Below are 9,660 nucleotides of genomic sequence, written 5' to 3' on the forward strand. Positions count from 1 at the left end.
CGACCAGCCCGGCCAGGGCCGGCAGCGCCACCGCCCAGTCGCCGTCGCCCGCGGCGCGCACGGCCGCCACGCCCCAGCCGGACGGCAGGCCGAGCAGCCACGACACCGGCACCTCGGGCATCTCGCCGCGGGCGAGCATGGTCGCCAGGTCCCAGAGCGGCCGGGCCAGCGCCAGGGCGGCGACGATGCCGCCCGCCACGATCACGCTGACGACCATCACCAGGATGTCCATGCCCAGGCGGGAGCGCAGGACCGCGCCGAGGCCGTCGATCACCACGCGGGCCAGCAGCAGCGCCATGAACGCGTGCGCCAGCGCGGCCGGCACCGCCACCGCGACCGCGGCGGGCCCGTACGCGCCCGCCATCGGCACCAGCGTGGCGAAGGCGAGCAGCGTGACCAGCGCCGGGATGCTCACCGCCGAGCCGGCCAGCAGCGCCGCGGCCAGCCGCCGCGCGGGCACCGGCGCCATCCTGAAGTACTCCGGCCGCAGCGTCTCGTCGGTCCCGCCCCCGAAGAACGGAGCCACCAGCCAGCCCGCCGTCCAGATCGCGAACGCCAGCGCGGCCAGCTGCGGCTGGTCCGGCCAGGTGGTGGCCAGCCGCACGGTGGCCAGCAGGCCCAGTGCCCCGAGCAGCCCGCCGAGGAGCATGCGGAAGCCGCGCAGCCCGGTCATCTGGTTCCTGATGAGGGCGAGCTTCATCCGGATCAGGACACCAGCCACGCCAGCCCCTCCTCGCCGCTGGTGCGCCCGCCGACGAGCTCGACGAACGCCTCGTCGAGGCTCTGCGCGCCGCGTACCTCCTCCAGGGGGCCCGAGGCCACCACCCGTCCTGAGGCGATCACCGCGACGTGGTCGCACATCGACTCCACCAGCGGCATCACGTGGCTGGACAGGATGACCGAGCCGCCGCCGGCGGTGAAGCGGCGCAGGATGACCCGGATCGTGTGGGCCGCGACCGGGTCGACCGACTCGAACGGCTCGTCCAGCACCAGCAGCTTGGGCGCGTGCAGCATCGCGGTGGCGAGGGCGAGCTTCTTGCGCATGCCCGTCGAGTAGTCGACCACCAGCGTGCGCCCCGCGTCGTCGAGCTCCAGCACCGTCAGCAGTTCCTCGGTGCGCTGGGCGACGGTCTCGCGGTCCAGCCCCCACAGCGGGCCGAGGTAGTGGAGCACCTCCCTGCCGCTGAGCCGCAGGGGCAGGTGCAGGCCGTCGGGGAGCACGCCCAGCAGGGATTTGGCCTTGACCGGGTCGGTCCACACGTCGTGGCCGAACACCCGGGCCGAGCCGCCGTCGGGCCGCAGCAGTCCCACGGCCATGGACAGCGTGGTGGTCTTGCCGGCTCCGTTCGGGCCGACCAGGCCGAAGAGCGAGCCGCTCGGCACCGTGAGGAAGACGTCGTCGGCCGCGACGGTCTCGGCGAAGACCTTGCGCAGGCCGAGGACTTCGAGCGCGGGCGTGTCCGGTCGGGGGGCGGGGTCTGGCACGGGAGCGCCCTTTCTGGCGTCAGGAGTCTCGGCGGTGGAACAGGAGCGCGGCGGGGATGAGCATCGCCAGTGCCCACGCGCTCAGGGTCAGGAACCCCGACATCGGGGTGACCCCGACGTCCGGCACGGCCGGGTCGGGATAGAGCATGACGGCGCTGCTGGTGTTGGGCATGTACTTGATGACGTTCTTCTGGAACCACTCCGGCAGGAACCCGCTGAACAGGATCGGCAGGAAGTAGATGCCGAACGTGACGCCGATCGCGGCGGAGCTCTGCCGCGCCAGGAAGCCCACGCCGAGAGCGATGACGCCGGTCATGCAGATGAGCAGCCCGCCCCGCAGCAGCGCCACGAGCACCCCGTCGGCGCCGATCGTGGTCTCCACCCCGCGGGTGGTGTAGACGGCCTGGCCGACGAAGAACGAGCCGAAGCTCATGACCAGCCCGGCGGCCAGGGCGAGCGCGGCGGTGATGATCACCTTGGCGAGCAGCAGCCGGGTGCGGTCGGGCACCGCGATCAGCGTGCCGCGGATCGAGCCGGTGGTGTATTCGGCGCTGATCACCAGGATGCTGAACACCATGATGGCGATCTGGCCGAAGAACAGCCCGATCAGCGAACCGGAGACCGGCTCGAAACCCTCCGCCCGGTCCTCCCAGGTCGCCATCGTGGCCCAGGCGATCAGCCCGCTCAGCGCGACGCTGACCACGACGGCCGCGATGAGCAGGGCGTACGTCGAGCGGACGGAACGGATCTTCACCCATTCCGCGTGCACCACCCCGGAGAGCCGGAGGGGCGTGGTCACATCACGCCGGACCTTGTCGTCGGTGGCGGGCACGGTCATCGCTCTCCTTCGCTCCTGGCGTGGTACTCGACGCTCTGCCTGGTCAACGTCAGGAACGCCTCCTCCAGAGAGGCGTGCTGGGGCGCCACCTCGTGCAGGCGCAGCCCGTGCTCGGCGGCCAGGTCGCTGATCCGCTCGACGGTCATGCCGGTGACGTGGAGGGCGTGGCCGGACTCGGCGACCGTGGCGCCGGCCGCCTCCAGGACCTCCTTGACGCGGCCGGGCTCCGGCCCGCGCACGCGCACGTACCCGGTGGAGGCCCGCTCGATGAACTCCTCCGTCGTGGTGTCGGCGATCAGCTCGCCGCGGCCGATGACGATGAGCCGCTCCGCGGTCTGGCTCATCTCGCTGAGCAGGTGGCTGGAGACGAACACGGTGCGGCCCCGCGCCGCCAGGTCCCGCATCAGTGAGCGCACCCAGTGGATGCCCTCCGGGTCGAGCCCGTTGACCGGCTCGTCGAACAGCAGCACCTGCGGATCTCCGAGGAGCGCGCCCGCGATGCCCAGTCGCTGGCTCATGCCCAGGGAGAAGCCGCCCGTCCGCCTGCGCGCGACGCTGCCCAGCCCGACCTGCTCGATGACCTCGTCCACCCGGCGGCGGGGGATGCCGTTGCCGAGGGCCAGGGAGAGCAGGTGGTTGTAGGCGGTGCGGCCCGGGTGGACTGCCTTGGCGTCGAGCATGCTGCCGACCGTGTGCAGCGGGGCGCCGAGCCGGCGGTAGGGCTTGCCGCCGATGGTGGCGGCGCCGGCGGTCGGGCGGTCCAGCCCGAGAATCAGCCGCATGGTGGTGGTCTTGCCCGCGCCGTTCGGTCCGAGAAAGCCGGTCACCACTCCCGGCCGGACTTCGAACGATAAATCGTTCACGGCGCGCGTCGACCCATACGTTTTGGTGAGCCCGGAGACTTCTATCATGCGAGGCCTTTCGCACGGGGAAGTACGCAGTGTCTATGATGCCGAACGTATCCGACGAATGCGCGCCGTGCGCGATCTTTCCTCGGCCGTTGTCAAATCCGTTGTCAAGGACCTGACGCGAGGGCGCGCGCGATTATCGCCGCGCCCGCCTCATTGGGCGACGGCATGGCGTGCATCTCATCACGGAGCCGGCCCGCCGCGCGACGGAAACCCGGCTCCTCGACCAGACGCCGCACCATTTCCCGGATGACGCCGGGCTCCGCCTCGTGGGCGGGCAGCGTCAGCGACGCGCCGCCGTCCGCGAGCCGTCTGGCGGTGAGCGGCGTGTCGAACCAGCTGGGCACGACCAGTTGAGGGACGCCGTGGTAGGCGGCGGTGTTGACCGTTCCCCAGCCCCCATGATTGATCACCGCCGCACAGGTTGGCAACAGCACGGCGAGAGGGGCGAACGCCCGCGCCCGGGCGTTGGCGGGCAGCGGCCGCGCGTCGGCGGGGTCGCGCGGGCCCAGCACCACCACCTCCACGTCGAGATCGGCCAGCGCGTCCAGGACGTCCCCGGCCGGCACCGCGAACGTGCCGTGCCGTTCGTGGCTCGAAACCCCCCAGCTCAGGCAGACGCGCGGGCGCTCCGGCGGCCGGCGCAGCCAGTCCGGGACGACGGCGCGGCCGTTGTAGGGCACGTAGCGCAGCCGGACCCGCTCCAGCGGCGGATCGACCTCGACCTGCATCGAGGGCGGGATGCAGTCGATCGTGAACTGCCCCTCCGTCAGCTCCTCTCGGAACTCCATCCCGTACGCCCTCGCGCGGGCGCCCAGCCACGCGGCGAGCGGGTCCTCGCGCTCGGCCGGGGGCCGCCCGGCCATGAGACGCAGGGCGTGCGCCCGCATCCGCCCGAAGATGTCGGCGCCCCACGGCATGCGGGCGTGCGCCGCGCCGCAGGCCCGCGCCGCCAGGGCGCCCGCGTAGCTGATGGCGCCCCAGATCACCAGCCGGGGCCGCCAGGCGCGGCAGAAGGCGACCAGGTCGTCCACCATCGGATCGTTGATCAGCCGCCACCACCAGGGCACCACCCTGCGGTAGCCGTCGCGCACGTACTCCCAGCCGACGTCGGCCAGAGGGTCGGCGGCCCTGCCGAACGGCGGCTGCGGGCTGGTGAGCCGGCCGAACAGGTCGTAGGAGCGCATCAGCCGCCAGTGGCTGTGGTCGGCGCCGACCGGGACGGCGTCCAGCCCCGCCGCCGTGACGACGTCCGCCAGGGCGGGCTGGCTCGCCACCCGCACCTCGTGCCCCGCCGTGCGCAGCGCCCAGGCCAGCGGCGTCATGCCGAGGAAGTGCGTCTTCTCCGCGTGGGTGACGATCAGGACGCGCATCAGCGGCCCCGCAGTCCCGCCACGAGGTCCTCCAGGTCGACGGCCAGCTCGTTCGGCGTGCGCATGGCGAGCATCTCCTCGCGCAGCCGCATGGCGTTGTCCTCGAACGAGGACTCGGCCAGCAGGTGGCCGAGCGCGTCCCGTACCGCGGAGGGCGTCACCTGGCCGCTGGGGATCGACAGCCCCGCGCCCTGCGCGGCCAGGGCCTTGGCCAGCAGCGGCGCGTCCAGATGGTCGACGGGCAGCACGAGCTGGGGGACGCCGTAGGCGAGTCCGGTGCAGACGGTGCCCGGCCCGCCGTGGTTGATCATGGCGGTGCAGGTGGCGGCCAGGGCGTGCAGCGGGACGAAGCCGACCAGGCGCGCGTTGCCGGGCACCCGGCCCAGCCTGGCCTGCTCCGGCTCCGGGATCGTGGCGACCACCTCGACGTCCAGGTCCTCCAGCGCCTCCAGCAGCTCGGCCACCGGCACCGCGTAGCCTCCCAGCCGTTCGGTGGCCGAGGTGCCGAGGCTCAGGCACACCCGCGGCCGGTCCGGCGGCTCGCGCAGCCAGCCGGGCAGCACCGCGCGGCCGTTGTAGGGGATGTAGCGCAGGGAGAAGCCGCGCTGGTCGAGCGGCGGCCCCAGGCGCAGCGAGGGGGGCAGGTGGTCGATGGTGAAGTGGCCGGTGACCATTTCCTCGCGGAACGTCCCGCCGTGGGCGGCGGCGCGTGCGCCGAGCCACTGCATGAGCACGTCCTCGCGCTCGTCGGGCGGCTGGACGCGCATCAGCGTGAGGTAGCGGTGGCGCATCTGGGCGAAGAGGTCCAGGCTCCACAGCAGCCGGCCGTGGACGGCGCCGCACGCGTCGGCGGCGATGGCCGCGGCGAACGTGCCCGGCTCCCAGATCACCAGGTCGGGCCGCCACCACCGGCAGAAGTCGGTCAGCTCGCCGATCATCGGCTCGTTGATCACCTTCCACCACCAGGAGACGACCTCCCGGAACCCCCACCGCAGCTGCTCCCACGTGTGCTCCGGCGGCCACCGGTCGCCGATGTCGAGGAAGCCGTCGGCCTCCTCCTGGCCGAGCAGCCTGGCGAGCTGGTGGCGCCGGTAGAGGGAGTGGTCCCTGCCGACCGAGACGGTGGCCAGCCCTGTGCCCGCGAAGAACGCGGCGGACTCGGGCTGCGTGGCGACCCGGACCTCGTGCCCGGCGGTCGCCAACGCCCAAGCCATCGGGACCATTCCCAGAAAATGCGTCTTCTCCGAGTAGGTCGCAATGAGAACCCGCACTCCACGCCCTTTCCACGAGCCGTACAGGAGATGCCAGCATAACTCTGCCCGGATAGGAGGCACCCCTTCATCGAACCCCTATCGGCACGTTATGGCGTGAGATACTCGCCTGCTATTAGCCTCATTCGTGACGGCTGCGGAAAGGGGTCGACCGTGCGAATCCTCATCGCCACTTTCGCGGAGCGGACGCATTTCATAGGAATGGTGCCGCTCGCCTGGGCGCTGCGCGCGGCGGGTCACGAGGTACGGGTCGCCAGCCAGCCCGCGCTGACCGGAGTCGTGGCCGAGAGCGGGCTCACCGCCGTCCCCGTCGGCCGGGACCACCTGCTCACCGCGATCCTCGGCTCGGCCAGGAGACTCGGAGCTGCCGGCCCCGCCTTCGACCTGGCGGCCGATCCGGGGGAGCTGGACTGGGACCAGCTTCGCAAGGGGTACGCCGAGACGCTGGTCCCGCTCTGGTGGAAGCCGATCAACGAGCCCATGATCGCCGAGCTGACCGAGTTCTGCCAGTGGTGGCGGCCCGACCTGGTGCTCTGGGAGCCGCTCACCTACGCCGGCGCCCTCGCCGCCGAGGCCTGCGGCGCCCTGCACGCCCGGGTGCCGTTCGCGCTCGACCTCACCGCCCGGCTGCGGGCGCGCTGGCTGCGCCTGGTCGCCGAGGACCCGTCCCGGTCGGCCGAGGACCCGCTGGCCCGCTGGCTCGGCGCGCGGGCGGCGGCCCGCGGCGTGGAGTTCTCCGAGGCCCTGACGCTCGGCCGCTTCACGATCGACGCGATGCCGCCGTCGGTGCGGCCCGGCTCCTACCCGGAGCGCGAATACCCGGAGCATGAGCGCCTGGCGATGAGGTTCGTGGACTACAACGGCCGGGCGGTGCTCCCCGGCTGGCTGCGCCGCGAGCCCGAGCGACCCCGCGTCTGCCTGACCCTCGGCACCACCGCCCCCGAGCGCACCGGCGGCTACGCGGTGCCGATCCCGCGCCTGCTGGAGGCGCTGGCCGAGGTGGACGCCGAGGTCGTGCTCCCCCTCCCGGAGGCCGGCCGGGCGGCGCTCGGCGCCGTGCCGGGCGCCGTGCCGGGCAACGTGCGCGTGACCGGGTTCGTCCCGCTGCACGCCCTCGCGCCCACCTGCGCCGCCTTCGTCAACCACGGCGGGGCCAGCACGGTCTGCACGGGACTGCTGTACGGGGTGCCGCAGCTGCTCGTCACCGACCACTACTTCGACGAGCCCCTGTGGGGCGAGCGGCTGACCGAGCTGGGCGCCGGGCTGGCCCTGCGCCCGGACGAGGCGACCCCGCGGGCGGTCCGCGACGGGCTCGGCCGGCTGCTCGGGGAGCCGGGCTTCCGGGAGGCCGCCGCGCGGATCGGCGCCGAGATGCGGGCCATGCCCGCCCCCACCGAGGTGGCGGCGGAGCTGGCCCGCCGGGTGGCGGAGCACCGGTCCTGACCGCGCGCCCTGTCGGCTGAACGTCCGCTCGGCCACGCCTCCGTTGGGCCACGCGTTCGCTCGGCTAAGCGTCGTTTCGGCCACGCCTCCGTTCGGCTGAGCCTGGTTTCGGCTGAGCGTCTTTTCGGCTACGTGTCCGCCTGGGCGAGGCTTCCCCCGGCGTTCTCCTTGGCCCGGATGAACTCCTTGGCCCGGATGAAGCCGGCCACCATGTCCGCGAGCTCTTCGAAGGTCTCCCCGGTGAAGGACGGCATCTCCTCCAGCAGCTGCACGTCGTAGATCTCCTCCAGCGAGAGGATGAGCTGGACGACGGAGAACGAGTCGAGGTCCCGCATCCCGGACGGCTCCGGCAGCTCGGCCTCGGGCTCGCTCGCCGTGAACATCATGATGGTCATCGCCTGGACCTTGATCTGGGTCACCAGCTCGTCTCGGTCGACCTCGGGCGCCACGACGGTCTCCTCTCCAGGAATTCACTGATCGAACGGACCGCGCCGGAGCCGGGTGAGCAGCTTGGTGCCGAATTTCTCCCACGGCGCCCGGTGGATGCTGAAGACCCTAAACTCGCACGGCAATTCCTGTCGATCAGGCGGAGCGGTCTCCTCGCTGATTATCGCGGGCAGGCTGAAGTTCCTGGCCCGGGCCGCCGCGACGGGAAACCTGACCAGCCGCGCGGGCCACGAGGCGAACGCGTGGTCCAGCACCAGCATGGTCGTTTCCAGGCCCATTCCGTGCGGTGTCGCCCCTGCGTCCAGCAGTAAATTCGCCTGAATGGCGGCCGCCGGGTCCGCGCCGCTCAGGCACGCCAGGCCGACGTCGGCGCCGATATCCGGGCGGCGCACCGTGAATCGCGTGAGAATATCGCCGGCCGCGGCCGGCAACGTCCCCAGGAAAACCGCCAGGTCGTCCCCGTCCGCCTCGACGCGGGAGGCGGCCGCGCGTATTCCGGCCGCGTCCTGGGCCGGGCGCAGCTCGGTGAGTTCGATTCTTCGGCTGGAAACAGGTGCGGTCGGCATGTCCACTCCCGGAAGCGGCGTCCTGCGATACTCCGACTCATCAGAGCAGAAGGCCGGGCGCCCGTACAGCCGCCGCCGTCAGGCCGGACGTCGAGCCCGGCCGAGCTGCGACGACGCGCCGGTCCGCTGTCTCGCCAGCGAGACAGAAACGGCATGAAGAGCGCTGCGCGGAAGCGCTGCGTATCATTTCCGGGCATCGGCTGAAAGCGATATCCCAGGGAGACGTCGTTGGCTTTGGCGGGGCGTACGGAAGAGTTGACGCGGCTGCACGAGTTACTCGACGAGGCCGTCCGCGGAGCGGGCAACGCGGTCACGATCAGGGGCATCGTCGGATGCGGAAAGACGGCGCTCCTGCACGAGTTCGCCGCCCGTGCCGCCGCGCGCGGGATCGCGGTCCTGACCGCCTCCGGGTCGCCCGCGGAGCAGGCCCTGCCGCTGGGCGTGCTGGGCCAGCTCTTCACCGGCGTCTCCGGCGTCTCCGGGGACGACGATCCGGCCGCGCCCGTGCGGCGGCTGCTCGACCGCGCCATGGCCGCCGTGCGCTCCGAGACCCCCGGCGACGCCGTCGAGCAGGCCCGGATCATGCGCGAGCTCTGGCTCACCCTCTACGCGAGGTCGCAGGACCGGCCGCTGCTGATCGGCATCGACGACGCGCAGCACGCCGACGAGGCCTCCCTGCGCTACCTGCTGTACTTCGTGCGCAGGCTGAGCGGCGCCCGCATCCAGCTCGTGTTCACCGAGTGGGACCACCCCCGCCGCATCCACCCCGTGACCGACCTCGATCTGCTGCGCCAGCACCACTGCCATCGGCTGCGCCTGGCCCCGCTCACCGGCGACCAGGTGGCCGCGGTCGCCGCGGCGCAGCTGCCCCTCCCGGACGCCGAGCGGCTCACTCCCGTGCTGCACGAGCTGAGCGGGGGCAACCCGCTCCTGGTGGCGGCCCTGATCGAGGACGCCAGGCGCGGGCAGACCCCGCCGGGCGAGGCGTACCGGATGGCCGTCCTCACCTGCCTGCACCGGGGCGAGCCGGCCGGGCTGCGGGTCGCGCGCGCGGTCGCGGCTCTCGACGTCCCCGGCGGCCCGCCCGGGCCCGCCGCCGAGATCCCGGAACTCGTCCACCAGCTCGCCGGCGTCGACCCCGCCTCGGCCGACCACTGTCTCGACGTGCTCAACGCCACGGGCGTGCTACGGGCCGGCCGGTTCCGCCATCCGGCGGCACGTCAGGCCGTGCTCGCCGACCTGGACGCGGACGACCGCGCCCGGCTGCGGGCCGAGGCCGCCGCGTCGCTGTACGCGCGGGGCGCGGCCAAGGCCGTCGTCGCCGAGCAC

Annotated in this window: 9 protein-coding genes and 1 pseudogene; 2 read left to right on the plus strand and 8 right to left on the minus strand. The window is 72.7% G+C overall.

The window, feature by feature from the left end:
* From OUY22_RS33665 to OUY22_RS33690, 6 genes and pseudogenes are all read right to left on the minus strand, one after another.
* Window positions 1-721, minus strand: a pseudogene (locus OUY22_RS33665) (hypothetical protein); the annotation flags it as partial.
* Window positions 706-1,485, minus strand: a complete 780-nt coding sequence (locus OUY22_RS33670) for an ABC transporter ATP-binding protein (RefSeq protein WP_270159321.1) — start codon at window positions 1,483-1,485, stop codon at window positions 706-708. The pseudogene OUY22_RS33665 and the gene OUY22_RS33670, both read right to left, overlap by 16 nt.
* A gap of 19 nt (window positions 1,486-1,504) precedes the next feature.
* Window positions 1,505-2,323: an ABC transporter permease subunit gene (locus OUY22_RS33675; protein ID WP_270159323.1), complete on the minus strand. Its 819-nt coding sequence runs from the start codon at window positions 2,321-2,323 to the stop codon at window positions 1,505-1,507.
* Complete coding sequence (locus OUY22_RS33680; RefSeq protein WP_270159324.1) at window positions 2,320-3,234, minus strand: ABC transporter ATP-binding protein; 915 nt, start codon at window positions 3,232-3,234, stop codon at window positions 2,320-2,322. The genes OUY22_RS33675 and OUY22_RS33680 overlap by 4 nt, the downstream gene beginning before the upstream one ends.
* 104 nt (window positions 3,235-3,338) lie before the next feature.
* Window positions 3,339-4,604 carry an activator-dependent family glycosyltransferase gene (locus tag OUY22_RS33685; protein WP_270159325.1) on the minus strand — a complete coding sequence of 422 codons (1,266 nt, stop codon included), beginning with the start codon at window positions 4,602-4,604 and terminating at the stop codon, window positions 3,339-3,341.
* Entirely contained in the window at window positions 4,604-5,875 is a 1,272-nt protein-coding gene (locus OUY22_RS33690) for an activator-dependent family glycosyltransferase (RefSeq protein WP_270159326.1), read from the minus strand. The genes OUY22_RS33685 and OUY22_RS33690 overlap by 1 nt, the downstream gene beginning before the upstream one ends.
* Before the next feature lie 153 nt (window positions 5,876-6,028).
* Between OUY22_RS33690 and OUY22_RS33695 the strand changes: the two genes are divergently transcribed.
* The gene (locus OUY22_RS33695) at window positions 6,029-7,318 is read left to right on the plus strand and encodes an activator-dependent family glycosyltransferase (protein ID WP_270159327.1); all 1,290 of its coding nucleotides are present in this window, start codon (window positions 6,029-6,031) and stop codon (window positions 7,316-7,318) included.
* Between the two features lie 128 nt (window positions 7,319-7,446).
* On the opposite strand, the gene OUY22_RS33700 is transcribed toward OUY22_RS33695, so the two are convergent.
* Both OUY22_RS33700 and OUY22_RS33705 read right to left on the minus strand, forming a co-directional pair.
* Window positions 7,447-7,767 (minus strand): hypothetical protein, encoded by a 321-nt coding sequence (locus OUY22_RS33700; protein WP_270159328.1) that lies wholly within the window; start codon window positions 7,765-7,767, stop codon window positions 7,447-7,449.
* A 21-nt stretch (window positions 7,768-7,788) separates the two neighbouring features.
* Window positions 7,789-8,331, minus strand: coding sequence for a hypothetical protein (locus tag OUY22_RS33705; protein WP_270159329.1), 543 nt, complete (start codon window positions 8,329-8,331; stop codon window positions 7,789-7,791).
* A gap of 228 nt (window positions 8,332-8,559) precedes the next feature.
* On the opposite strand from OUY22_RS33705, the gene OUY22_RS33710 reads away from it, so the two are divergent.
* Window positions 8,560-9,660: ATP-binding protein (locus tag OUY22_RS33710; protein WP_270159330.1), on the plus strand; the 1,101-nt coding region annotated here is incomplete at its 3' end.

It is taken from the genome of Nonomuraea corallina (assembly GCF_027620315.1).
GTDB lineage: Bacteria > Actinomycetota > Actinomycetes > Streptosporangiales > Streptosporangiaceae > Nonomuraea > Nonomuraea corallina.

Excerpts from the sequence above, each read along its gene's own strand:
- OUY22_RS33675 (WP_270159323.1), bottom strand. The coding sequence starts at position 2,323 with ATGACCGTGCCCGCCACCGACGACAAGGTCCGGCGTGATGTGACCACG.
- OUY22_RS33680 (WP_270159324.1), bottom strand. The coding sequence starts at position 3,234 with ATGATAGAAGTCTCCGGGCTCACCAAAACGTATGGGTCGACGCGCGCC.
- OUY22_RS33685 (WP_270159325.1), bottom strand. The coding sequence starts at position 4,604 with ATGCGCGTCCTGATCGTCACCCACGCGGAGAAGACGCACTTCCTCGGC.
- OUY22_RS33705 (WP_270159329.1), bottom strand. The coding sequence starts at position 8,331 with ATGCCGACCGCACCTGTTTCCAGCCGAAGAATCGAACTCACCGAGCTG.